General features: G+C 66.8%; 20 protein-coding genes. 14 read left to right on the forward strand and 6 right to left on the reverse strand.

Features of this window, described 5'->3' with window-relative positions; all coding sequences use genetic code 11:
* The first annotated feature begins 688 nt into the window (after positions 1-688).
* Positions 689-1,144: a fasciclin domain-containing protein gene (locus QX132_RS18655; protein WP_316162555.1), complete on the forward strand. Its 456-nt coding sequence runs from the start codon at positions 689-691 to the stop codon at positions 1,142-1,144.
* Here the strand turns inward: QX132_RS18655 and QX132_RS18660 are convergent.
* From QX132_RS18660 to QX132_RS18670, 3 genes are all read right to left on the reverse strand, one after another.
* Positions 1,138-1,269: a hypothetical protein gene (locus QX132_RS18660; RefSeq protein ID WP_316162307.1), complete on the reverse strand. Its 132-nt coding sequence runs from the start codon at positions 1,267-1,269 to the stop codon at positions 1,138-1,140. The two genes, QX132_RS18655 and QX132_RS18660, sit on opposite strands and share 7 nt — an antisense overlap.
* Before the next feature lie 92 nt (positions 1,270-1,361).
* Positions 1,362-2,501, reverse strand: a complete 1,140-nt coding sequence (locus tag QX132_RS18665; RefSeq protein WP_316162309.1) for an acyl-CoA dehydrogenase family protein — start codon at positions 2,499-2,501, stop codon at positions 1,362-1,364.
* A 158-nt stretch (positions 2,502-2,659) separates the two neighbouring features.
* A complete protein-coding gene (locus QX132_RS18670; RefSeq protein ID WP_316162310.1) occupies positions 2,660-3,844 on the reverse strand; it encodes an acyl-CoA dehydrogenase family protein in 1,185 nt (394 codons plus the stop codon).
* Positions 3,845-4,005: 161 nt separating this feature from the next.
* Here QX132_RS18670 and QX132_RS18675 point away from each other — a divergent pair, with 161 nt between their 5' ends.
* Complete coding sequence (locus QX132_RS18675; protein ID WP_315740562.1) at positions 4,006-4,551, forward strand: carboxymuconolactone decarboxylase family protein; 546 nt, start codon at positions 4,006-4,008, stop codon at positions 4,549-4,551.
* A gap of 393 nt (positions 4,552-4,944) precedes the next feature.
* Here QX132_RS18675 and QX132_RS18680 read toward each other — a convergent pair whose 3' ends face one another.
* The gene (locus tag QX132_RS18680) at positions 4,945-6,186 is read right to left on the reverse strand and encodes an MFS transporter (protein ID WP_316162313.1); all 1,242 of its coding nucleotides are present in this window, start codon (positions 6,184-6,186) and stop codon (positions 4,945-4,947) included.
* 207 nt (positions 6,187-6,393) lie between these two features.
* Between QX132_RS18680 and QX132_RS18685 the strand changes: the two genes are divergently transcribed.
* A complete protein-coding gene (locus tag QX132_RS18685; protein WP_316162314.1) occupies positions 6,394-8,460 on the forward strand; it encodes a prolyl oligopeptidase family serine peptidase in 2,067 nt (688 codons plus the stop codon).
* Positions 8,461-8,573: 113 nt separating this feature from the next.
* Here QX132_RS18685 and QX132_RS18690 read toward each other — a convergent pair whose 3' ends face one another.
* Positions 8,574-9,251 (reverse strand): DUF938 domain-containing protein, encoded by a 678-nt coding sequence (locus tag QX132_RS18690; protein WP_316162316.1) that lies wholly within the window; start codon positions 9,249-9,251, stop codon positions 8,574-8,576.
* Between the two features lie 188 nt (positions 9,252-9,439).
* Between QX132_RS18690 and soxX the strand changes: the two genes are divergently transcribed.
* From soxX to QX132_RS18730, 8 genes are all read left to right on the forward strand, one after another.
* On the forward strand, positions 9,440-9,733 hold the full coding sequence (gene soxX / locus QX132_RS18695; protein ID WP_315778279.1) for a sulfur oxidation c-type cytochrome SoxX: 294 nt from the start codon (positions 9,440-9,442) through the stop codon (positions 9,731-9,733).
* Between the two features lie 18 nt (positions 9,734-9,751).
* Entirely contained in the window at positions 9,752-10,246 is a 495-nt protein-coding gene (soxY, locus tag QX132_RS18700) for a thiosulfate oxidation carrier protein SoxY (protein ID WP_315797821.1), read from the forward strand.
* Positions 10,247-10,261: 15 nt separating this feature from the next.
* Entirely contained in the window at positions 10,262-10,573 is a 312-nt protein-coding gene (gene soxZ, locus QX132_RS18705; RefSeq protein ID WP_316162318.1) for a thiosulfate oxidation carrier complex protein SoxZ, read from the forward strand.
* A complete protein-coding gene (gene soxA, locus QX132_RS18710; RefSeq protein WP_315781294.1) occupies positions 10,570-11,418 on the forward strand; it encodes a sulfur oxidation c-type cytochrome SoxA in 849 nt (282 codons plus the stop codon). The genes soxZ and soxA overlap by 4 nt, the downstream gene beginning before the upstream one ends.
* Before the next feature lie 23 nt (positions 11,419-11,441).
* Complete coding sequence (locus tag QX132_RS18715; RefSeq protein WP_315740631.1) at positions 11,442-11,744, forward strand: hypothetical protein; 303 nt, start codon at positions 11,442-11,444, stop codon at positions 11,742-11,744.
* A 136-nt stretch (positions 11,745-11,880) separates the two neighbouring features.
* Positions 11,881-13,629: a thiosulfohydrolase SoxB gene (soxB, locus tag QX132_RS18720; protein ID WP_316162319.1), complete on the forward strand. Its 1,749-nt coding sequence runs from the start codon at positions 11,881-11,883 to the stop codon at positions 13,627-13,629.
* 227 nt (positions 13,630-13,856) lie between these two features.
* Positions 13,857-15,080, forward strand: coding sequence for an MFS transporter (locus QX132_RS18725; RefSeq protein WP_315740570.1), 1,224 nt, complete (start codon positions 13,857-13,859; stop codon positions 15,078-15,080).
* Positions 15,081-15,321: 241 nt separating this feature from the next.
* Complete coding sequence (locus QX132_RS18730) at positions 15,322-17,040, forward strand: N-acyl-D-amino-acid deacylase family protein (protein WP_315781300.1); 1,719 nt, start codon at positions 15,322-15,324, stop codon at positions 17,038-17,040.
* 444 nt (positions 17,041-17,484) lie between these two features.
* Here the strand turns inward: QX132_RS18730 and QX132_RS18735 are convergent, their stop codons facing one another.
* Positions 17,485-18,789: an MFS transporter gene (locus tag QX132_RS18735; protein WP_315781303.1), complete on the reverse strand. Its 1,305-nt coding sequence runs from the start codon at positions 18,787-18,789 to the stop codon at positions 17,485-17,487.
* 256 nt (positions 18,790-19,045) lie between these two features.
* Between QX132_RS18735 and QX132_RS18740 the strand changes: the two genes are divergently transcribed.
* The 3 genes from QX132_RS18740 to QX132_RS18750 are packed head-to-tail and all read left to right on the forward strand — an operon-like array spanning position 19,046 to position 23,236.
* Positions 19,046-19,705, forward strand: a complete 660-nt coding sequence (locus QX132_RS18740; protein ID WP_316162322.1) for an ABC transporter ATP-binding protein — start codon at positions 19,046-19,048, stop codon at positions 19,703-19,705.
* Complete coding sequence (locus tag QX132_RS18745; protein ID WP_316162324.1) at positions 19,702-22,164, forward strand: ABC transporter permease; 2,463 nt, start codon at positions 19,702-19,704, stop codon at positions 22,162-22,164. The genes QX132_RS18740 and QX132_RS18745 overlap by 4 nt, the downstream gene beginning before the upstream one ends.
* On the forward strand, positions 22,154-23,236 hold the full coding sequence (locus QX132_RS18750; RefSeq protein WP_316162325.1) for a lipocalin-like domain-containing protein: 1,083 nt from the start codon (positions 22,154-22,156) through the stop codon (positions 23,234-23,236). Before QX132_RS18745 ends, QX132_RS18750 begins: the two co-directional genes overlap by 11 nt.
* Positions 23,237-23,242 lie beyond the last annotated feature (6 nt).

Below are 23,242 nucleotides of genomic sequence, written 5' to 3' on the forward strand. Positions count from 1 at the left end.
GTCATAGGCGCATTCTTGTGGACGTCCATCTGGTCTCTCCTTGGAACACTGAAGCTTCGCAACCTCAGCTTCCTCGGATCAGACCGGATGGACAACCTCCTGGAAGACCACAGTTAGCCACCGTCGCCGGCAGGATCATCATCACCCGCCGACTTGACGCCAGCATCGAGGCGCCAGGACCACACGTCTTCCCGTCCGCATCGCAATCGTTCGTCGGCGCGATAAGCTCACGCTGCGATCCGATGCGGCCATCGCATCATCAGCCCGACACTCGTGACGACCGCGAAGCGTCCCTCTTGTGGGCCAAGACAGCGGGGAATGTGCCGGTGATTTGCCCGACGACACAACGCCCGTCGGGTTGCGACAAATTGGCACGACGGGCAGTTCGCTCGCGCGGATCGGCCAATTAGTTCAGCGGATTCATCCGCCTCGCGGCCTCCATATACCGCGCAGATGCGCAGGCTCACGAGTTCGTGACCACCCCTGAAAATCCATCCGGGCCCACCGATCGTAACGAGGATGACCAATCCGGTCGGGGTGATGCGACCCTGGATCACAGGGCGAACAAGGGCCGCAAATCCTGTTTGCGCATCAGCCAACTCATCAGTTCAGTTCACAGGGAAAAAATCGAATGACGCTGGGATTTCGTTCGCTCGTGGCTGGCGCGTTGATGCTGGGCGCGCTCGCCATGTCAGCAACGGCGGCACGTGCTGCCGACATCGTCGATACCGCCGTCGGCGCCGGCCAGTTCACGACGCTCGTCGCCGCCGCCAAAGCCGCCGGCGTCGTGCCGGTGCTGAAGAGCAAGGGCCCCTTCACCGTGTTCGCGCCGACTGACGCGGCGTTCGCCGCGCTGCCGCCCGGCACGGTCGAGGATCTCCTGAAGCCGAAGAACAAGGGCAAGCTCGCCGCGATCCTGAAGTATCACGTGATCCCCGGCGCGGTGAAGGCGGGCGACGTCGCCGGCAAGAAGCTGAGCGTAAAGACCGCGCAGGGCCAGAAGGTCGACGTCGACGGCACCATGTTCGGCGTGCAAGTCAACGACGCGCATGTCGTGCAGGCCGACATCATGGCCTCGAACGGCGTCATCCACGTCATCGACAAGGTGCTGCTGCCGCCGGCCAAGACGTCGACGCATCATTGATAGGACGAGAGCGCGCCATCGGTGATGGCGCGCTCTTTTTTTTGCGAACTCTGCTGTTGCCGTCGATAGTCACTGTCGTACCCCGCGAAGGCGGGGTACCCAGTACGCTGCGGCTTGTCGGTCAATCACAACTCTCTCGGCGTACTGGATCGTCCACCTTCGCGGACGATGACAGCTGAGCGTGTGGAGTCGGCGGGGTGCCGACAAGCGGCCTTGCTTAGTACCCCCTGAGCTGAGCCAGCTGCGCTGCGTGATAGTTCGCATCGCCCAGCAGCTCCTCACAGACGCGGGCGCGCTTCATGAAGAAGCCGATATCGAACTGGTCGGTCATGCCCATGCCGCCATGCATCTGCACGCCCTCCTGCACCGCGCGGGTCGCGGTCGCGCCCGCGCGGGCCTTGGCGACGGCCACGGCGGCCGTCGCGCCGGCGGAATCGGCGTCGAGCGTCTGCAGCGCCTTCAGCACCGCGGCGCGGGTGATCTCGATCTCGATGTAGAGCTGCGCGGCACGGTGCTGCAGCGCCTGGAATTCGCCGATCGCCTTGCCGAACTGCTTGCGCTCCTTGAGATACGCGACGGTGCGTCCGAACACCTCCTCGCTGAGACCCACCATCTCGGAGGCGACCGCGCCGCGGCCGAGATCGAGCACGCCGCTCAGCACGGCCGCGCCACCATCGACCTCGCCGAGCACATGATCCGCGGTGACCTCGACATCATCGAAGCCGATGCGCGCCGCGTTGTGCGCGTCGACCATGATGGTGCGCTCGATGGCAACGCCCTTGGCCTTGGGATCGACCAGGAACAAGGTCAGGCCCGCGCGCTCGCCCGGCGCGCCCGCGCTGCGGGCGACGACAAGCAGGAGATCAGCGACGTGGCCGTCGACCACCATCGCCTTGGCGCCGTTCAGTTTGAAGCCATTGCCTGAGCGCACGGCCTGCAGGGCGGTGTGCAGAGGACGATGCTTGGCGCCTTCGTCGAGCGCGAGCGCAGCCAGCAGCGCACCGCTGGCGATCTTCGGCAGATACTCCGACTTCTGCGCCGCCGAGCCGGCGCGCGTGAGCGCCGAGGCTGACAGCACGGCAGTGGCGAGAAACGGCGACGGCATCAAGGTACGGCCGATTTCCTCCATCACGACGCCGGCTTCGACCGCGCCGAGGCCGGAGCCGCCGTGCTCTTCCGGCACGAGCAGTCCGGCAAAGCCCATCTCGGCGAAGGTGGCCCAGAGCTCTTTGGAGAAGCCGGTCTCGTCGCGGCTGTCGCGCAGTTTGCGCAGGTGAGACACCGGCGCGTGATCTGAGATCAGGCCGCGCGCGCTGTCGCGCAGCATGGATTGTTCTTCGGTGAGGAGGAGAGGCATGGCACGAATCCCTTGAAAACTGCGTCTGACCGGTTCGCTCTCAACCCTCATGGTGAGGAGGCGCGCAAGCGCCGACTCGAACCATGAGGCCAACGTCGGGGCCTCATCCTTCGAGACGCGCGCCGAGAGGCGCGCTCCTCAGGATGAGGGGAAATAGTTCACGCCCCCGGCAGATCGAGGATGCGCTTGGCGACGATGCCGAGCATGACTTCGGACGTGCCGCCTTCGATCGAGTTGGCCTTGGTGCGCAGCCAGGCGCGGGGCCGCGCGCCTTCCTGGGAGCGCTCGCTCTCCCATTCCAGCGCGTCGATGCCGCCGGCCGCCATCAGCAGCTCGTGGCGCCGCTTGTTGAGCTCGGTGCCGTAGTACTTCATCGCCGACGAGAACGCCGGATGGCCCTGCCCCGCCTTGGCGAGATCGACCATGCGCTCGGCGGCGGCCGCGAGCGCAGCCTCGTCGACGTCGAAGGTCGCGATGTCGGCACGTAAGAGCGCGTCGTCGAGCCGCCCCTGCGCATCGCTGCCGACGGAATCCGCCGCGACCTGGCCGAGCGGCCGGCTGCCGCCGCGCTCGCCCATGCCGGAGATCATCGCGCGCTCATGCTGCAGCAGATATTTGGCGACGTCCCAGCCGCGATTGACCTGACCCACGACATTGGCCTTGGGCACCCGGACATTGTCGAAGAAGGTCTCGCAGAACGGCGAGCGACCGGAGATCAGGAGGATCGGCTTGGTCGAGACGCCCTTCGACGTCATGTCGAACAGGATGAAGCTGATGCCGTCATGCTTCTTCGCCGCGGGATCGGTGCGCACCAGGCAGAAGATCCAGTCGGCGTAGTTGGCGTAGGACGTCCAGATCTTCTGGCCGTTGATGATGTAGTCGTCGCCGTCGCTTTCAGCGCGCGTCTGCAAGGAGGCGAGATCAGAGCCGGCATTCGGCTCGGAATAGCCCTGGCACCAGCGAATGAGACCGGCGGTGATCTTGGGCAGGTGCTCGCGCTTCTGTTCGTCGGTGCCGTATTTCAGGAGTGCCGGCCCGAGCATCGAGATGCCGAACGAGGTGATCGGGGCGCGAGCGCCGATCGCCGCCATCTCCTGGCGCACGATCTTGGCCTCCTCGCCGTCAAGACCGCCGCCGCCATACTCTTGCGGCCAATGCGGCACGGTCCAGCCCTTGTCGCGCATGCGCTCGAACCAGATGCGTTGCGGCTCCGAGGTGAATTTTGCATTGCGGCCGCCCCAGAACGTGTCCTCCTCGGAGGTCATCGGGCGGCGCATCTCTGGCGGACAATTGGCCTCCAGCCAGGAGCGCGTTTCGCGGCGGAATGTGTCGAGATCGGCCATGTCTGGTCCTCGCGCGTTTCCATGATTGCTGTCGTTGGCAACGACCTAACCTCAGCGCTTCCTGGATTTCAACATCGATGTCGCCGCAAGGGCGGTACGCCCTCGCCTTGCATGGCGTTCTATGGTCATGATGCCGCCGCCCGAAATATGAGGACACCGACATGCGCCTGAAACTTCTTTCGCCCGGCGAAATGAGCGCCGACCAGCGCCAGACCTATGACGAGTCGATCGCCAGCAAGCGCGGCGCGCCACCGCCGCCGATGATGGCCTGGCTCAATAGTCCGGAGATGGCGCGGCATGCGACACGGCTCGGCGCCTTCCTGCGCTACGACACGGTGTTTCCCGCAGCATTGTCGGAGATCGCGATCCTGGTGACGGCGCGGCACTGGACCGCGCATTACGAATGGTACGCGCACAAGCGCCTGGCGCTGGCGGGTGGCCTCGACATCAAGATCATCGACGCCATTCGCGACCGCCGCACGCCGGCGTTTTCCGATCCCAAGGCGAAGATGATCTACGACGTTGCCAAGTCATTGCATGAGGGCCACGGGCTGACCGATGCGCTGTACAAGGAGGCGATCGCGCTGCTCGGCGAGCGCGGCCTGGTCGAGATCATCGGCCTGTGCGGCTACTACACGATGGTCTCGATGACGCTGAACGCGTTCGACTTCAACCTGCCGGAGGGCGAGGTGTCGGAGTTGAAGTGAGGCGTGAATGTGCTGAAGAGCGGTGCTGATAAGTGCGCCTCTCCTTGTAGGAGAGCGACTTTTGAGTACACATCTTCGCTCATTGGAGTCGCCATTTTGCCGCGACCACGGTGAACTCCCCTCCCCCTTGCGGGGAGGGGGCGGGGGTGGGGGTCCACGCGCGCTGAACGTCGTTGAGCACGCCTTTTTTGCTTCAGAAGCGTAGAAGGCCTTCCAGCCACCATGATCCTACGCGCAGGGACAACAGAGGCGCTCGACACAAAATGATCGCTGATGTCGGCGATGGGGTCGATCTCTCACGGAGAGAGCACGACTCGTGGACCCCCACCCCCACCCCCGCCCCGCAAGGGGGAGGGGAGCATACTGTGTACGCCGTGCGAGCTCGCACCGCCTCTACCCCCGCTCCGCCACATCCACTGCCGCGAGCCGCGCATCTCGGCGCTTCGACGACCACACCAGTGCCAGCACGCACAAGCCCAGCAGCACCGGTGGGAAGACCACGAGGTTCACCGCCGACCAGCCGAAATTCGCGAGCAGTTGGCCCGACGAGAACGAGCCCAGCGCCATCAGGCCGAAGATCAGGAAATCGTTGAACGCCTGCACCTTGTTGCGCTCGGCGGATGTATGCGTCTCCAGCACCAGCGCGGAGGCGCCGACGAAGCCGAAATTCCACCCCACCCCGAGCGCCACCAGCGTGGCCCAGAAATGCATCGCGGTGAGCCCGGACAGACCGATCACCGCTGCGACCGCTTCCAGCGCGAGGCCGACCGCGACGATGACGGGCGCACCAAAGCGCGCGATCAGCGATCCCGTGAAGAAGCTCGGGCCGTACATCGCGACGATGTGCCACTGCAGGCCGAAATTGGAATCCGACACCGTGAGCCCGCACATCTGCATCGCCAGCGGCGCCGAGGTCATCACCAGGTTCATCACCGGATACGCGATGGTGCCGCACAGGGCGGCTGCGATGAAGCGCGGCTGGCGCACGATCTCGCCGAGCGGCCGGCCGCCATGCAGGTCGGCGGCCACCGGCTTCGGCAGATCGACGCCGGCGACGATCCCCATCGCGACCAGCGCGACCGCCGCCTGGATCAGATAGCTGAACGCGAACAGATAGGGCTGCCAGACGTCCATGGTCCATTGCACGAGCTGTGGACCGAGCAGACCGGCGAAAATGCCGCCCGCCATCACCCACGACACCGCCTTGGGCCGAAACGTCGCGCTGGCGCCATCGGCCGCCGCGAAGCGATAGGATTGCGCGACCGCGCCGTAGAGACCGCCGAGGAAGGTCGCCAGGCAGAACAGCGCGAACGAGCCGCGGAGAATGGCGAGGCAGCCGAGCACGCCGGTGACGGCGCCGCAGCCGGTGCCGATGAGGAAGGCCGCCCGGCGGCCATAGCGGCGCGAGATCGCGCCGGTCGGCAGGGTGCCGGCGGCGAGGCCAACGACGTACATCGAGATCGGCACGGTCGCGAGCCCGATGCTCGGCGCGATGGTGACGCCGACGATCGCACCGGTGGCGAAGATCACGGCCGAGTTGGCGCCGGTCAGCGCCTGGGCGGCGGCGAGCCGCGCCACGTTGCGGCGGGCGCGGGCATCATCGGAGGTGTCTTCGCTCACGGTCAGATCGATCATCTCAGGTATCCGGAGGCGTGGCGCGCACGCTCCTGCTTTGCTGGTTTGGCCGCACTATTGCGGGAAGCGCGCGCCCGAGGCAACGGGCGCGAACGGAGACAAGCCATGCGGGCGGCGAACGCGCCACGGAGCGTGATTCGACACTCCCGGCCGGCCCGGCTAATCAAACGGTATTCTCGCGTCAACGGCGCCCGCGGAGCTTGAGCCATGTCAATCGACGATCGTCCGACCATCGCGGCGCCCGATGACGATCCGTATCTGTGGCTCGAGGAGATCGACGGCGAGCGCGCGCTCGCGTTCGTCGCGGCGCAGAACCAGCGCACGCTCGCCACGTTCGGCGATGCGGCCTTCGAACGCGACCGCGACGCACTCGCCGCCATCCTGGATCGGCCGGACAACATCCCATTCGTGAGCCGCCGCGGCGGGCTGCTGTACAATCAATGGAAGGACGCGGCGCATCCGCGCGGCGTGTGGCGGCGCACGACGATGGCGGAGTTCCGCGAGGCGCAACCGCAATGGGAGGACCTGCTCGACATCGACCGACTCGCCGCCGACGAAGGCGAGGACTGGGCGCTGAACGGGGTCTCGAGCTTGCCGCCGGCGCATGAGCGCGCCATCCTGAGCCTGTCGCGGGGCGGCAGCGACGCCGTGGTGCTGCGCGAGTTCGACCTCGCGACGAAGCACTTCGTCACGGGCGGCTTCACGCTCTCGGAAGCCAAGGGCAGCGTCGCCTGGCTCGATGCCGACACCCTGCTGCTGGCGAGCGCGTTCGGCCCGGGCATGGCGACGCCGTCGGGCTACGCACGCACGGTGCGGCGCTGGCGGCGCGGCCAGCCGGTCGAGCAGGCGGAGGTGATCTTCGCCGCCGAAGGCAGCCAATCGACATGGGTGCATGTCGGCGTCGATCGCAGCGTCGCGCCGGCGCGGGTGTGGTTCGCCGAGGGCATCGACTTCTTCAACCAGCATCTATGGCTCGGCGACGGCAGCGGCGCGCGGACCAAGCTCGACCTGCCGACCGACTGCTGGATGTCAGCGCATGGCGACTGGATGGCGGTCAAGCTGCGCCAGCCCTGGACCGTCGGCGAGGTCACCCATCCCGCAGATGTGGTGCTCGGCCTCCGGCTGTCGGCATTCCTTGCCGGGCGCCGCGATTTCACCCGCGTGTTCGAGCCGGCGCCGCGGCGCGCGCTGCAGGGCCTGTCCTGGGCCGGCGACCGGCTGGTGCTGTCCATCCTCGACGAGCTCAGGGCAAGGTTCGAGGTGTGGACGCCTTCACCGAGGGAGTGGAGCTGCGAGCGGCTCCCCGGCCTGCCGGAGATCGCGACGGTCGACGTCTGGCGGCTCGACACCGACGAGGCGGAAAGCAACGGCGACCTGCTCGCCAACATCCAGGATCCGCTGACGCCGCCGTCGCTGCAGCTGATCGAGAGCTTCGCTGCACCCGCGATCCTGAAGCAGGCGCCGCGCACCTTCAGCGCCGAGGGGCACGTCGTCACACGGCACGAGGCCATCTCGGTGGATGGCGAGCGTATTCCCTACACCCAGACCGGGCCGGCCGAGCTGACAGGCGACGCGCCGGTGCACATGAGCGCCTATGGCGGCTTCGGTCACACGCTCCGTCCGGCCTACAATGCGGCGCTGGGCAAGCTGTGGCTCGAACGTGGCGGCACGCTCGTGGAGGCCAACATCCGCGGCGGCGGCGAGTTCGGCACCGCCTGGCACGACGCCGGCCGCTATGCCGGCAAGCGGCTCGCGCATGATGATTTCGCCGCCGTTGCGGCCGATCTCGTCCGCCGCGGCGTCACGGTGCCGAAGCGCATCGCAGCGCAAGGCGGCTCCAATGGCGGCATCCTGATCACGAACATGCTGGTACGCTACCCCGAGCGCTTTGGCGCATTGTTCTGCACGATCCCGCTGATCGACATGCGCCGCTACAGCAAGCTGCTCGCCGGCGCGAGCTGGATCGCCGAATATGGCGATCCCGACAGCGACGAGGATTGGAGCTGGTTGTCCACCTACTCGGCCTATCACACCGCAATGCCCGACCAGCCCTATCCGCCGATCCTGATCGCGACCACGCGGCGCGACGACCGCGTCCATCCGGGCCACGCGCGCAAGATGACCGCCAAGCTGCAGGCCATGGGCTACGATGCCTGGTTCTACGAACCCGCCGCCGGCGGCCATGGCTACGGCACCGACAACCGCGAGCGCGCCGGCTTCATCACGTTGGGCACGCGGTTTCTGGCGCGACATGTCGGGCTGGAGATGGAGTGAGCGGCTCCCTCCGTCGTCATTGCGAGGAGCCGAAGACGACGACGCAATCAGGGCCGCGACGGAAGGCTGGATTGCTTCGCTCCGCCGCTCCGCTCGCAATGACGGAGAACGCGTCACGCACCTCGCGCGAACACCAGGATCATGTTGTTGGCCGGCAACTCCACCGCTTCGCGCAAGGCGAGCCCGTGGCGCGCGGCAAGCGCTTCGAGGTCGGTGATGTCGCGCACCCCCCAGTCCGGATTGTGCTCGCGCAGGGAGGTATCGAACACGGCATTGCTGACCGCTGTGTGCTTGCCGGCGCGCTTGAACGGGCCGTAGAGCACGAGCACGCCGTCCGCTGACAGCGCCTGCCCGGCGCCGGCGAACAATCCCTCCGCCACCGACCACGGCGCGATGTGAATCACATTGGCACAAAAGATCGCGGTGAGCTGCGAAGGCCCGCCCGCGGCGCGGAACGCCGCAGGCCAGCCGGGATCTGACAGGTCGATGCGCTGGGCATCACGGATGTTCGACAGCCCGGCATGCCTTCGCCACGCCGCGATGCTGGCGAGGTGATTGGCGTTGAGATCGCTCGGCCACCACGTCAGATCCGGCCGCTGGGAGGCGAAATGCACGACATGCTGGCCGGTGCCGCTGCCGGCCTCCAGCACGTCGCCGGTCTTGCCCGCGAGCAGCCGTCCCAACACCGCCCAGATCGGCTGGTGATTGCGGTGGAAGGCAGCCGCGTCCAGTCGTCCGTCCGGTTCCACCGGCCGGCCGTCCCGGCCGAACTCCACGACATATTCCGCCATGCCCATTCTCCCGGCCGCCCCATGAACGGCCTCGTTAACCGCGTTGCCGCGGCCACCATAGCTGCATTGTCAGCCGATGGTCTTTATGCTTTGCAGCGCCTATATTGCCGAGATCACCGAGACGTCGGAACTCCACCTTGATCACACCTGTCCTGCGTACCGCCCTGGCGATGGGGCTCTCGCTCGCCATGTCCATGGCCGCTCACGCCCAGTCCGGTGCCGTCGACGGCCAGAAGCTCGCCTTCGACCGCGGCAAGGGCAACTGCCTGACCTGCCACGAGATCAAGGACGGCGACCTGCCGGGCTCGATCGGCCCGAAGCTGGAGAACCTCAAGGCGAGATACGACCGCGCCGAGCTGATCGCGATTCTCAACGACGAGACCAGGCGCAATCCGCTGACGGTGATGCCGCCGTTCGGCCGCAACCGCATCCTGACCGAGCAGGAAATCAGCGCCATCGTCGACTTCCTGCAGACCCTCTGATTCCGTTTGGAGACCGCCATGACTGCCTCGTTCGGCCCGTTGGCCCACCGCCGCCTGTTCCTGAAGGGCGCCGGCCTCGTCGCGCTGATCGGCCTCGGCAACGCCGTGCTGCACGCCGCGCCCGCCTTCGCCGCGACCAACGACAACAAATATCCGGAAGACGCCTTCAAGCAGAAGAATGCGCCTGACGCGGTCAAGGCGCTGTACGGCCGCGACCACGAAGCGTCCGACAAGATCAAGCTCGACGCACCGGAGATCGCCGAGAACGGCGGCGTGGTGCCGATCGCGGTGACGACGTCGCTGCCGAACGTGACCTCGATCGCCTTCATCGTCAGCGAAAATCCATTCGCGCTGGCGGCGTCGTACCACATCCCCGAGGGCACCGTGCCCGCCGTGGCGAACCGGCTCAAGATGGCCAAGACCTCCAACGTGATCGCGCTCGTCGAATCCGGCGGCAAGCTCTACAGCGCGACCAAGGAGGTCAAGGTCACCGTCGGCGGCTGCGGCGGCTAAGGTCAGGAGATCATCATGGCATCGAGCATCCGCGTCCGCGCCGTCCTGAACGGCGACATCGCCGAGGTCCAGACCCTGATCCAGCACCCGATGGATACGGGCCTGGTCAAGGACACCAAGGGCGAGTTGATCCCGGCGCACTACATCCAGCAGCTCACCTTCGTGCACAAGGACAAGACGGTGTTCCTGGCCGATTGGGGCACCGCGGTGTCGAAGGACCCCTATGTCAAGTTCGCCTTCAAGGGCGCGGCCAAGGGCGACGAGCTCAAGGTGAGCTGGGTCGACAGCAAGGGCGCGACCGACAGCCTGACGGCGACGATCCAATGAGGGCGCTGCGCCTCGCGCTGACTGTCGCGGCCGCGCTCGCTCTCGGCGCCTCCGGCGCTGCGGCCGCGGACAAGCCGAACCCGGCTGCCGACGCCAAGGCGTTCCAGGATTACTTCATCAAGAAGTTTCCGAAGGTGGCGTTCGACGATTTCGTCAACGGGCCGTATTCAATGAACGCCGACATGCGCAAGCAATGGGAGGAGAAGGAGCAGTTTCCGCCTTACGAGTTCGCGCTCGATGCCGGCAAGGAGATGTTCGCCAAGCCGTTCAAGAACGGCAAGACCTATGCCGACTGCTTCCCGAACGGCGGCATCGGCATCCGCCAGAATTATCCCTATTTCGACGACAAGGAAGGCAAGGTCATCACCCTCGAGCTGGCGCTGAATCGCTGCCGCGAGGCCAATGGCGAGCAGCCCTACTCCTACGTCAGAGACGAGATGGCATCGCTGACCGCCTACATGGCGTACACGTCGCGCGGCAAGCGCTTCGACATCAAGATCCCCGACGATCCGCGTGCGCTCGAGGCGTTCGAGAAGGGCAAGGAATATTTCTATACCCGCCGCGGCCAGTTGAACTTCTCCTGCGCGAGCTGCCATGTGCAGAGCCCGGGCGAGCGGATCCGCGCAGAGATCCTGGCGCCGGCGCTCGGCATCCTCAACGCGATGCCGATCTACCGCTCGGAATGGAGCGGCATGGGCACGATCAGCCGGCGCTTCGTCACCTGCAACAGCCAGACGCGCGCCGTGCCGCTGGAGCCGCAATCGGACGAATACCGCAACCTCGAATATTATCTGTCCTACGTGTCGAACGGCCTGCCGGTTTCAGGACCGGGAGCGCGGCCATGACAAATGTCAAGACAGCAAGCGTCATGAAAAAGATCGTGTTCGCCATGATGGTATCAGCGGTCGGCGCCGGCTCCGCGCGGGCCGCGTCGGAGGCCGACTATCTCGCGGCTGTCGCGGCGGCCGAGAGCGCCAACAAGGAAGCCGGACGTCTGCGCAACCAATGGACCGTGACCCAGGCCGCACTCAATGCCGCGAAGAAGGCAGCCGATTCCGGCAATTTCGATTCTGCGCTGAAATCGGCGCAGGAGGCCGAGGCGCTCGCCAAGGCATCGATCGTCCAGGCCACCAGCGAGAAGCAGCGCTGGAAGGACATGGAGATCAGGTAGAGCATGATCCGGAAAAGTGGAAACCGGCTTTCCCTCGCACAAACGCCGAAGGCGTTTGTGCGGAGATCATGCTCAAGCAAAGGGATAGCTCACGATGCGATTCCATGGAATCGCATCATAAGCTAGGACGCGAGCCATGATTCGGCGCCGGGACTTTCTGCAAGCATCAGTTGCCGCCGCGCTCGCCGCGCCGGCGCTGCTGCGCAACGCCCGCGCCGCCGACACCGTCAGCCTCTACGACATCGAGAAGTTCGGCAACGCCCGCATCCTGCACATCACGGACACGCATGCGCAGCTTCGACCGCTGTTGTTCCGCGAGCCCAGCGTCAATCTCGGCATTGGCGAGATGTGGGGACGGCCGCCGCATCTGGTCGAGCGCGCCTTCCTCGACCGCTACGGCATCCGGCCCGACAGCGCCGAGGCTTACGCGTTCACCTCGTTCGAGTTCGAGAAGTACGCCGGGCGCTTCGGCCGGATGGGCGGCTTCGCGCATCTGAAAACCCTGGTCGACAAGCTGCGCGCCGATGCCGGCGACCATCGCTCGGTGCTGCTCGATGGCGGCGATCTCTGGCAGGGCACCGGACTTGCCAATGCGATGCGCGGCGCCGACATGGTGAGCGCCGCCAACCTGCTCGGCATCGACGCCATGACCGGGCACTGGGAGTTCACCTATGGCGAGGAGGCGCTGCGCGCCAACCTCGCCCGCTTCAAGGGCGAGTTCCTGGCGCAGAACGTGTTCCTGACCGAGGAGGCCGCGTTCAACGACGCCAAGGCGTTCGATCACGGCTCCGGCCGCGTGTTCAAGCCGGCCACCATCAAGGAGATCGGCGGCGCGCGCATTGCGGTGATCGGCCAGGCCTTCCCCTACGTGCCGATCGCGCATCCGCGCCGCTTCACGCCGGACTGGACGTTCGGCATCCGCGAGGAGGAGCTGCAGAAGCTGATCGATGGCCTGCGCGGCGCCGACAAGGTCGATGCCGTGATCCTGCTGTCGCATAACGGCATGGATGTCGACCTCAAGCTCGCGAGCCGCGTCACCGGCATCGACGTCATCCTCGGCGGCCATACCCATGACGCGGTTCCGCAACCGGTCGCGGTCAGCAATGCCAAGGGCGCGACGCTCGTCACCAGTGCCGGCTCCAACGGCAAATTCCTCGCCGTGCTCGATCTCGACGTCGGCAAGGGGCGCGTCGCCGACGCGCGCTACCGGCTGCTGCCCATCTACTCGGAGCTATTGAAGCCCGATCCTGCGATGCAGGCGCTGATCGACCAGACCCAGCAGCCGCAGGTCGCGGCCTGGAGCGAGAAGCTCGCGACGTCGGACCGGCTGCTGTACCGGCGCGGCAATTTCGAAGGCGCGACCGACGACCTGATCTGCGCGGCGCTGCGCCGCGAGCTCGATGCCGAGATCGCGCTGTCGCCCGGATTCCGCTGGGGTCCGACGCTGCTCGCGAACCAATCCATCCTGCTGGAGGACGTGCTGGCGCAGACCGCGATCACCTATCCCGAGACCTATGTGCAGCGAATGACCGGCGCAGAGATCAAGGACGTGCTCGAGGACGTCTGCGACAACCTGTTCAACGCCGATCCCTATCTGCAGCAGGGCGGCGACATGGTGCGCACGGGCGGGCTGTCCTACCGTTGCGCGCCCGCCGAGCCGATCGGCCGCCGCATCTCCGATCTCACGCTCGACGATGGCCGTCCGCTGGAGGCCCGCAAGAGCTACAAGGTCGCCGGCTGGGCCTCGATGAACGCACAGGACGGCAAGCCGGTTTGGGATGTGGTCGCGAGCCACCTGCGCAACGGTCAGCTGGTGCTGGTCGGAACTAACAAGGTCACGCTCTCGGGCGTCGACGGCAATCCTGGCTTTGCATCGCTGTCCTGAGCGGCGTGGAGCATGCATTGCGCCAGAATGGCTGGCCGAATCGTCGCCGTGCACCGAAAATGCCGGCCGGCGCGCGCAGGTGCCATGCGCGCGCGTTCGTGGACAATGAACCGTAATCCGATAGTGTGGCGTTGTGTCGCGCGCCCATTATTCGGCAGCCCTTGGTGATTTGCCGGCAACGCGCCCTTCAGGACCATCACTGACGCCGGGAGCCAAACGGATCGACCATGGCTGACGTTCTTGCCGCATCGCAACATGCCGGTGCTCCGGTCCGAACCGCCTCGCCGCTGCGCACATTGGCGCTGATCTCGCTGGCGCACTGGGTCAGCCATCTGCACATGCTGGTGCTGCCGATGCTGTTTCCCTACCTGAAGGAGAAGCTCGGCGTCGGCTACATCGAGCTCGGCTTTCCGCTCACCGTGTTCGCGGTCGTCTCGGCCCTGACCCAGGCGCCCGTCGGCTATCTGGTCGACCGCGCCGGTGCCCGCCGCATCCTGCTGATCGGCCTGACGCTCGGTGGCCTGTCGCTGGCGATGCTCGGCGTTTATCTGAGCTACGCCAGTCTTGTCGTCTCGGCGGTGCTGCTCGGCCTCGCCAACGCGGTCTACCATCCCTCCGACTACGCGCTGCTGGCCGCGCACATGGAAGAGAAGCGCATGGGCCGCGCGTTCGGTGTGCATACCTTCGCCGGCTATCTCGGCGGCGCCGTCGCGCCCGCCGTGATGGCGGCGCTGGTCACCACCGTCGGCGGCTCCGGCGCGCTGATCGCGGCCGGCCTGGTCGGACCGCTCGCCGCGCTGCTGCTGCTCGTCGGCAACGTGCCCGAGGTGCCGCCGCATCCGCATCACACCGGCGCCGACGGCAGCAAGGTGAAACAGCCTAGCCTGCTGACGCCGATGCTGATGCTGCTGACCGTGTTCTTCATGCTGCTCAGCCTGTCCAACGCCGGCATCGCCAGCTTCGGCGTTGTCGCGCTCATGAACGGCTACGGCATCTCGTTCTCGACCGCCAACATCGCACTGACCGCGTTCCTCGGCGCCAGCGCCGTCGGCGTGCTCGCCGGCGGCCAGCTCGCCGACCGCATCCGCCATCACAATCTGGTCGCGGCCGTCGCCTATGCGATCAACGCCGTGCTGGTGCTGATGATCACTTTCATCAACCTGCCGACCGTGCTGCTCACGACGATCATGCTGGTCGCGGGCTTCATGAGCGGCGTAATCGCGCCGTCGCGCGACATGCTGGTGCGCAACGCCGCCCCTCCGGGTGCCGCCGGCCGCGCCTTCGGCATCGTCTCCACCGGCTTCAACTTCGCCGGCGTGGTCAGTCCGCTGCTGTTCGGCTGGATCATGGACATGAACGCGCCGCGCTGGGTTTTCGGCGCCTCCGTCGTGTTCATGCTGCTGACCATCGTGCTCGCGTTCTTCACCGAGCCGAGGAAGGCGAAGGCGTAGGCGTAGGTTTCTTGTAGGGTGGGCAAAGGCGCCTGGCACGCTCGTCGTGATTGACGACAGCATCGCGCGCCGTGCCCACCATCCCGCTCGCGGTGGTGGGCACGCGCCGCCTATGGCGTCGCTTTGCCCACCCTACAATCAGGTCGCTGACGCAAGGCTGCTGCCTCTTCCCCGTATGTTGACATCATCGCCTTCCCGCCGATGATGTGCCCATAACAACAACGACCGGGGAAGACACGCCATGACGCAGCCAGATCTCGTGATCCGCGGCGGAACCGTTGCCGATGGCTCCGGCGGCGATCTCTACGACGCCGATGTCGCGATTTCGAACGGTCGCATCATCGAGGTCGGCAAGGTCGGCGGCGCCGGACGCGAGGAGATCGACGCACGCGGCAAACTTGTGACCCCAGGCTTCGTCGACGTTCACACCCATTACGACGGCCAGGTGACCTGGAGCCACGACATCTCGCCGTCGTCGCAGAACGGCGTCACCACCGCGATCATGGGCAATTGCGGTGTCGGCTTCGCGCCGTGCCGGCCAGCCGATCATCAGCGGCTGATCCAGCTGATGGAGGGCGTCGAGGACATTCCCGAGCCGGTGCTCGAAGCCGGCATTCCCTGGGAATGGGAGAGCTTTCCGGACTACATGGAGTGGCTCGGCAAGCGCGCCTTCGATCTCGACATCGGCGCGCAGCTGCCGCATGCGGCGCTGCGTGTCTATGTGATGGGCGAGCGCGGCGCGCGCCGTGATCCTGCCACCGCCGAGGACAATCGCGCCATGGCGGCGCTGGCGCGCGATGCGGTCAAGGCCGGCGCGCTCGGCTTCTCGACCTCGCGCACGCTCAATCATCGGACCTCGACCGGCGACTACACGCCGACCCTGAAGGCCGGCGAGGACGAGCTGACGACGATCGCGCAGGCCATGCACAGCGCCGGCCGCAGCGTGCTGCAATTCGTGCTCGACATCTCCACGATCCACGAAGACCTGCCGATGATGCTGCGCATCGCCGACGCGACGAAATGCCCGATCTCGTTCTCGGTGACCCAGAACGACCGCGCGCCGCAGCGCTGGCGGCAGACGCTGGCCGAGATCAACGCCGCCGCCGCGCGCGGCCTGTCGGTGACGGCGCAGATCGCGGCGCGCCCGGTAGGGCTGCTGCTTGGGCTGGAGTTGTCGCGCAACCCGCTGCAGACGCATCCGAGCTACCAGGCGATCGCGCATCTGCCGCTGGATGAGCGCGTCGCGCGGATGCGCGATCCGGAGCTGCGCGCGGCCATCCTGGGCGAGCAGGCCAGCGCGACCGACGACCCGCTGTTCTTCAAGCCGAACTACGACAAGATGTATCTGCTCGGCGATCCGCCGGACTATGAGCAGCCGCCGGAGCGGTCACTCGGCGCCCAGGCCCGCGCGCGCGGCTGTCGTCCCGAGGAACTGGCCTATGACGCGATGCTCACAGATGGCGGGCGCGGCATGCTCTACGTGCCGTTCCTCAACTATTCCGACGGCAATCTCGATGCCACCTACGAGATGCTGCGCGACCCGCGCAGCGTGCCCGGCCTCAGCGACGGCGGCGCGCATTGCGGCATCATCTGCGATGCCAGCTTCCCGACCTATCTGCTGACGCACTGGACCCGCGACCGCAAGCGCGGCGACAGACTGTCGATTCCCTTCGTCGTCGCCGCGCAGTCGCGCAAGACCGCGCTCTCGGTCGGCCTCGACGATCGCGGCCTGCTCGCGCCAGGCTACAGGGCGGATATCAACGTCATCGACTACGACCGGCTGCACCTGCATCCGCCCAAGGTGCATTACGACCTGCCGGTCGGCGGTCGCCGCCTGATGCAGGATGTCGACGGCTATGAGGCGACGATCGTGTCGGGCGTGGTGACGCGCCGCCACGGCGAGGCGACGGGCGCGCGGCCGGGTCGACTGGTCAGGGGTGCGCGAAGCGGGGTGCAATAAGGAGAAAGCCAACCTGGACTTGCGCCGCATGACCCCGATGCGCGCCTCACATTCGGTGTCGTCCCGGGCAAGTCCCGACAATGCGCAGCATTGGCGGACGCCGACCCGGGACCCATACGCCGCGGCGGACGTGCTGGGCGAAAATGATTGACGATCGTGCCTCGAACAACTCCCTGGGGTTATGGATCCCGGATCTGCGCGCGCGTTCCGCGCGCTTGTCCGGGACGACAGCGAGGATTGATCGGCACGGCCTTGCCGTAGCCAAACGACACTCGCAGCCGTCATGCCCCGCATAGGCGGGGCATCCAGCATCCGGCGGCTTATCGGCCCATGCACAACCGCCTCTGCATACTGAGTCCCCCGGTCAGGCCGGGGGACGACAGTCGAGATCATAGCAACCTGTGTTGCGCAAGGCCGCGTTAAGGCCGAGTTCTAAGGCAGCGCTCACGCAAATTCCGGCGCGACAGCCTGATGCGCCTGCAGGCGGGTGCGTTCGCTGTTCGGCCAGAGCAGGGCCAGGCCGAGGAGGCCGGAGATCACCATGATCACCGCGTTGATGGTGAAGCCGGACATGTAGCCTTCGAGCAGGCTGCCGGAGGCCTGGATCATCTTGCCCATCACGAGGGGCGCAACGATGCCGGCGAGCGTATAGAGCGCGCCGTAGATCGCCATGGCGGCGCCGCGCTGCGTGACCGGGGTGAATTCGCCGATCATCGGCGGGCAGACGACGTAGATCGAGCCGCACAATCCCGATCCGACCACGAGCAGTGCGATCTTTGCCGAAGCGGCGTCGACATGCGGCATCATCGCCATCAGCCCGCCGCCGATCACGAGCGGCGTCGCGCCGAGCACGCCACGGGCCATGCGCGTGGAGACGCCACGCGCCATCAGCGTCTGCGACACAAAGCCCGTGGTCAGCACCACGCACGCGCCGAAGATCCAGGGCAGGATCGAGATGAAGCCGGCCTGCTGCTGCGAGAAGCCGAGGCCTTTCACCAGGAACGGCGTGAACCAGGTCAGCCCGAGCGACAGCGCCCAATAGGCGCCGAAGGTCGCGGCGACGCAGCCGACGAAGGTCCGCGACGTCAGCAGTTGCAGATAGGGAACGCGCCGCTCGCGCAATCCGGCGAGCTCGACCTCCGCCAGCGGCCCTTCCTTGCCCAGCCACAGCCACGCCACGCTCCACATCAGCCCGACCACGCCGAGTGCGCCGAAGGCATAGTGCCAGCCGTGATTCACGATGATCCAGTTCAGCGCCGGCACCGCGAGAATGACGCCGAAGGCGGATCCCTGTGACAGGATCGCGGTCGGCATCGCGCGCTTCTCATCCGGGAACCATTTGTAGACCGCGTGAACGGCGACGGACGCCGCGGGACCTTCGCCGGCGCCGAGAATGATGCGGCAGATCAGCAGCGTGGTGAAGCCGACGGTGCCGACCATCGGGAATTGCGCCAGCGCCCAGATCAGCGCCAGCACCAGCAGCACCCAGCGCGTCGGAACCCGGTTGACGACGAAGCCGACGACGATGGCCGAGATCGAGAACAGGAAGAAGAAGGACGAGCCCAGCAGGCCGAACTGCTCGGCGTTCAGATTGAGCTCGGTCATGATCGGCACGCCGGCGAGCCCGACCACGATCTTGTCGGCGAAGTTCACCAGCATGAACAGGAACAGCAGGAAGGTGATCTTCCAGGCGCCTTTCGGCGTCGCGCTTGCGCGGGATGTGCCCTTCAGCGTCGTTGGCGCGGCCATGGTCCTTCCCCATTCTGTCATGATCCGCCCCTGTCGTCCGGGCGTTTTGACGATGCTACCCACGAAGCGGCTTTGCAGGCAACCGGCTGGCGAGCTAAGTTATTGCTGCAACGCGGGAATCCGCCCCCTTGGGCTGCATCGCGATACCCTCGCAACCTGATTGCACGCGGCCGGCATCACATCAGGGGCGTCATGAAGAACGAGCGCGTGATGTTCGCGTTGGCCCTTGTTATGTTGTGACGCAACAACCCCGATCATGCTCGTGCTCAGCGTCCGTCATCTCACCAAGTCCTATCGATCCGGCGGCGAGCCGATCCACGTCCTGCGTGGCGTCGACCTCGACGTCTCCTCCGGCGAGCGCGTCGCGCTGACCGGTGAATCCGGCTCCGGCAAGAGCACGCTGCTGCATCTCATCGCCGGGCTCGATGCCGCCGACGGCGGCGACATCCTGCTCGACGGCGCTTCGGTCGGCACGCTCGACGATGCTGGACGCGCGGCGGTCCGGCGCGAGCGGCTCGGCCTCGTGTTCCAGCAGTTCAATCTGGTGCCGAGCCTGTCGGTTCAGGACAATCTCAGTTTCCAGGCGCGGCTGGCCGGTCGGCATGATCCGGCGTGGCACACCGAGCTTGTCGAGCGGCTCGGGCTGAAGTTGCTGCTCAAGCGCTATCCGGAGCAATTGTCGGGCGGACAGCAGCAGCGCGTCGCGATCGGCCGCGCGCTGGCCGTCAAGCCGGTCCTGCTGCTCGCGGACGAGCCGACCGGCAATCTCGACGAGGACACCGCCGACGAGGTGATGGCGCTGACGCGCGACCTCGTCGCGCGCACCGGCTGCGGCTTCCTGATGGTGACGCACAGCACCAGGCTCGCCGCGATGCTCGACCGCCATGTGCATCTGCATGCCGGACGCGTCGCATGAGACGCGCGCTCTGGATTCTGGCGGTGCTGCTCAGCCACTGGCGGCGGCATCCGATGCAGCTCGCGACCCTGCTGATCGGGCTGATCTCGGCGACCGCGCTGTGGAGCGGCGTGCAGGCGCTGAACCAGCAGGCGCGCAGCTCCTATGACCGCGCCGCCGCGGTCTTCGGCGGCGCGCGCACGCCGATGCTGGTCGCGACCGACGGCAAGATGCTGCCGCAGAGCGTGTTCGCGGAATTGCGCCGCGCCGGCTGGCCGGTGTCGCCGGTGCTCGAAGGCCGCGTGCAGATCGACGGCCGCTCGATCAGACTGCTCGGCATCGAGCCGTTCAGCATTCCCAGGGAGGTCGGCGAAGCGCCGATGGTCGGCCGCAGCGAGCTCGAGGCGTTTCTGACACCACCGCATCGCACGCTGATCTCGCCGGAGACACTGGCCGATCTCGGACTCAAAGACGGCGCGATGCCGCGGCTCAGCAACGACGCCATGCTGCCGCCTTTGATGGCGCAGCAGCAGCTCGCACCCGGCGTGCTCGTGGTCGATATCAGCGACGCGCAGCGGCTGCTCGGCAAGCCCGGCCAGATTTCGCGGCTGCTGGTCGGCAAGACGCAAGGCCAGCGACAGCCGTTGCAGTCGTTGGCGGACGGCCGGCTGCAGCTCGTGCAGCCGGAGGCCGAGACCGACCTGGAGCGGCTGACCGACAGCTTCCACCTCAACCTCACCGCGTTCGGCCTGCTGTCCTTTGTCGTCGGCCTGTTCATCGTCAACTCCGCCATCGGGCTCGCCTTCGAACAGCGGCTGCCGGTGCTGCGGACCTTGCGCGCCTGCGGCGTGTCGGCGCGCCAGCTCAATGGCGTGCTGATCGGCGAGCTCATCGCCTTTGCATTGGCGGCCGGCCTGGTCGGGCTGGTGTGCGGCTATTTCATCGCTGCGGCGCTGTTGCCGAACGTGGCAGCGTCGCTGCGCGGGCTGTATGGCGCGCAGGTGCCGGGCGAGCTGAGCCTGCAGCCCGAATGGTGGTTTGCGGGCCTCGTCATCAGCATCGCCGGCGCGCTCGCAGCCGCGACGACGAGCCTGATCAAATCGATGCGGCTGCCGATCCTCTCCACCGCGCAACCCTATGCGTGGCAGGAGGCGCAGCGGCGCTGGCTGCGATTGCAGAGCGCGGTCGCGCTCGCCTTCTTCGTTGCCGCCGGCCTGCTGCTGTGGCTCGGGCAGTCGCTGCTCGCCGGCTTCGGCGTGCTCGCAGCCATGATGCTCGGCGCCGCGCTGCTGCTGCCGGCGATCCTCGAGCTGGTGCTGCGGCTCGGCGAGCGCGGCGCGCGGGGGGCGCTGGCACAATGGTTCTGGGCCGACAGCCGCCAGCAGATCTCGGGCCTGTCGCTGGCGCTGATGGCGCTGCTGATGGCGCTCGCCGTCAATGTCGGCGTGGCGACGATGGTGGAAACCTTCAGCCGCACCTTCCTGGTCTGGCTCGACGGCCGCCTCGCGGCCGACATCTACATCAGCGCGTCGGACGAAGCGCAGGCGCGCGACGTCCAGGCCTGGCTGCGCGCGCGGCCCGAGGTGCAGGCGGTGCTGCCGGGCGGCCGCGCCGAAGCGCAGCTTGCAGGCGCGCCGATCGACATTCTCGGCCTGCCCGATCACGACACCTATCGCGACCACTGGCCGCTGCTGCAGGCCGGCAACAACGCGTGGAAGCAGTTGGTGCGTGGCGACGCCGGCTTCGTCAGCGAGCAGTTGGCGCGGCGGCTCAATCTATCCGTTGGCGACAGCCTGGACCTTCCCGCGCCCGGCGGCGATTGGCGCATCACCGTCGCCGGAATCTATGCCGACTACGGCAATCCCAAGGGCCAGATCACGGTCAACGTCGCCGCGCTGACACGCCGCTTCCCGGCGACGCCCATGACGCGCATGGCCGTGCGCGCGGCGGCCGCCGACGTGCCGGGGCTGATCACGGGGCTCACCAACAAGTTCGGCCTCGATGGTCGCAACGTCGTCGACCAGGCCACCGTGAAGCAGGAATCGAAACAGATCTTCAACCGCACCTTTGCGGTGACCGGCGCGCTCAACACCTTCACGCTCGGCGTCGCAGCGATCGCGCTGCTGACCAGCCTGCTGACCTTGGCGAACTCGCGGCTGCCGCAGCTCGCACCCTTATGGGCAATCGGGCTGACGCGGCGGCGGCTCGCCGAGGTCGAGCTGTTGAAGACGCTGTCGCTTGCCGGCCTCACCGCGCTGCTGGCGCTGCCGCTCGGGCTTGTGGTGGCGTGGTGCCTGATCGCGATCGTCAACGTCAAGGCATTCGGCTGGCGGCTGCCGTTCGACGTGTTTCCGCTGCAGCTCATTCGGCTCTTGCTCGTCACGCTCATCGCGGCGCTGATCGCCTCGCTGCTGCCGGTGCTGCGGCTGGCGCGGATGCAGCCGGCCGATCTCGTCAGGACCTTCACCATTGAGCGCTAGAGCGACCATTTCGCGACGCATGCTGATCGGCGGGCTCGGCCTGCTGGCGCTGCCCCGCCTCGCGCGCGCGCAGGGCTTTGCGGGACTGAGCGATAGCGCCGACGGCTTTGCGCCGGTGACGCCCGGACGAGAGTTCAGCTTCCCTGCGGATCACGGGCCGCACGACGATTTCCGAATCGAATGGTGGTACGTCACCGCCAACCTCGCCGATTCCAGCGGCAAGGCCTATGGCCTGCAATGGACCCTGTTCCGCTCGGCGGCCCGGCCGGGGCCGCAGGGCGAAGGCTTCGACAATCAGCAGCTCTGGATGGCGCATGCCGCGGTGACGCGTGCCGACAGTCACCGCTCGGCCGAAAAATTCGCGCGCGGCGGCGTCGGCCAGGCCGGCGTCGAGGCCAAGCCGTTCCAGGCCTGGATCGACGACTGGCAATTGCGCGGCACCGCGACGACCGACGATCGAGTGCTGGCGCCCCTGGACATGAGCGCCGTCGGGCCGGACTTCTCCTACGCACTGCATCTGGAGGCGGAGCGGCCGGTGGTGCTGCAGGGCATCGGCGGCTACAGCCGCAAATCCGAGCGCGGCCAGGCGTCGTACTACTACAGCCAGCCGTTCTACCGCGCCCGAGGCCGCATCAGCTTCGACGATCAACCAGTCGAGGTCTCAGGGCTGGCCTGGCTCGACCGCGAATGGAGCAGCCAGCCGCTGGCTTCCGACCAGACCGGCTGGGACTGGTTCGCGCTGCATTTTGCCGGCGGCGAGAAGCTGATGCTGTACCGGATGCGGCAGGGCAATGGCGACTACACATCGGGAACCTGGATCACGGCTGACGGCGCCTCGCATGCGCTCGGCCCCGGGGGCATCGTCATGACGCCGACAGAGACAGTTGCGATCGGCGAGCGCAGGCTGCCGGTCGGCTGGCGTGTCGAGATATCAGCGCTCGGCATCGCCATCGACACCGCAGCGCTCAATCCAAACGCCTGGATGGGCACGCGCGTGCCCTATTGGGAAGGGCCGATCAGCTTCAAGGGCAGCCACACCGGGGTGGGCTATCTCGAACTGACCGGATATTAAGAAGCC

Origin of the sequence: Bradyrhizobium sp. SZCCHNRI20481 (assembly GCF_032485055.1) — a bacterium.
Lineage (GTDB): Bacteria > Pseudomonadota > Alphaproteobacteria > Rhizobiales > Xanthobacteraceae > Bradyrhizobium.

Excerpts from the sequence above, each read along its gene's own strand:
- QX132_RS18655 (WP_316162555.1), top strand. The coding sequence starts at position 689 with ATGTCAGCAACGGCGGCACGTGCTGCCGACATCGTCGATACCGCCGTC.
- QX132_RS18665 (WP_316162309.1), bottom strand. The coding sequence starts at position 2,501 with ATGCCTCTCCTCCTCACCGAAGAACAATCCATGCTGCGCGACAGCGCG.
- QX132_RS18670 (WP_316162310.1), bottom strand. The coding sequence starts at position 3,844 with ATGGCCGATCTCGACACATTCCGCCGCGAAACGCGCTCCTGGCTGGAG.
- QX132_RS18675 (WP_315740562.1), top strand. The coding sequence starts at position 4,006 with ATGCGCCTGAAACTTCTTTCGCCCGGCGAAATGAGCGCCGACCAGCGC.
- QX132_RS18680 (WP_316162313.1), bottom strand. The coding sequence starts at position 6,186 with ATGATCGATCTGACCGTGAGCGAAGACACCTCCGATGATGCCCGCGCC.
- QX132_RS18685 (WP_316162314.1), top strand. The coding sequence starts at position 6,394 with ATGTCAATCGACGATCGTCCGACCATCGCGGCGCCCGATGACGATCCG.
- QX132_RS18690 (WP_316162316.1), bottom strand. The coding sequence starts at position 9,251 with ATGGCGGAATATGTCGTGGAGTTCGGCCGGGACGGCCGGCCGGTGGAA.
- soxX (WP_315778279.1), top strand. The coding sequence starts at position 9,440 with ATGTCCATGGCCGCTCACGCCCAGTCCGGTGCCGTCGACGGCCAGAAG.
- soxY (WP_315797821.1), top strand. The coding sequence starts at position 9,752 with ATGACTGCCTCGTTCGGCCCGTTGGCCCACCGCCGCCTGTTCCTGAAG.
- soxZ (WP_316162318.1), top strand. The coding sequence starts at position 10,262 with ATGGCATCGAGCATCCGCGTCCGCGCCGTCCTGAACGGCGACATCGCC.
- soxA (WP_315781294.1), top strand. The coding sequence starts at position 10,570 with ATGAGGGCGCTGCGCCTCGCGCTGACTGTCGCGGCCGCGCTCGCTCTC.
- QX132_RS18715 (WP_315740631.1), top strand. The coding sequence starts at position 11,442 with ATGAAAAAGATCGTGTTCGCCATGATGGTATCAGCGGTCGGCGCCGGC.
- soxB (WP_316162319.1), top strand. The coding sequence starts at position 11,881 with ATGATTCGGCGCCGGGACTTTCTGCAAGCATCAGTTGCCGCCGCGCTC.
- QX132_RS18725 (WP_315740570.1), top strand. The coding sequence starts at position 13,857 with ATGGCTGACGTTCTTGCCGCATCGCAACATGCCGGTGCTCCGGTCCGA.
- QX132_RS18730 (WP_315781300.1), top strand. The coding sequence starts at position 15,322 with ATGACGCAGCCAGATCTCGTGATCCGCGGCGGAACCGTTGCCGATGGC.
- QX132_RS18735 (WP_315781303.1), bottom strand. The coding sequence starts at position 18,789 with ATGGCCGCGCCAACGACGCTGAAGGGCACATCCCGCGCAAGCGCGACG.
- QX132_RS18740 (WP_316162322.1), top strand. The coding sequence starts at position 19,046 with ATGCTCGTGCTCAGCGTCCGTCATCTCACCAAGTCCTATCGATCCGGC.
- QX132_RS18745 (WP_316162324.1), top strand. The coding sequence starts at position 19,702 with ATGAGACGCGCGCTCTGGATTCTGGCGGTGCTGCTCAGCCACTGGCGG.